The 361-nt window shown below is 65.4% G+C and carries 1 protein-coding gene; it reads right to left on the bottom strand.

From position 1 onward, the window contains the following. A partial coding sequence (locus AC1DRP_RS36940; protein WP_476771194.1) for a DUF2950 family protein occupies positions 1-326 on the bottom strand: 326 nt, incomplete at its 3' end. Positions 327-361 lie beyond the last annotated feature (35 nt).

Here is a 361-nt window from a genome sequence, read left to right as displayed (position 1 = left end):
ACATAGGCCAGGCTGACCTGGATCGCATCGAGCTCATTGCGCCCGAGGCGCCTGAAAAGGATTTCCTTGCGCCCGGCCTCAGTGTCGAACCGCCACTCACCGTCCTTGCGCAGGATCGGGATCGGGAACGGAAAGTCATTCTGACCGACGAGCAATGTCGCCTTGTCGCCGTCGACCTCGACCTGGTGCTTGGCCTGATAGGCCGAGAGAAAGCGCTCCCTGTCCGCTGCGTCGGCGACCTCGTCGCCGGAAAAGACGATGTCGCGCCCCTTGAGCCCGAGAACGCCGAGCATCGGGCCGGTCTCGCTGGTGCGGGCGGCTTCCACAAGGGCTCGCTGGTGCGGGCGGCTTCCACAAGGGC

It is taken from the genome of Allobosea sp. 01N443 (assembly GCF_056399325.1).
This window is presented reverse-complemented; position numbering and strand designations above follow the sequence as displayed.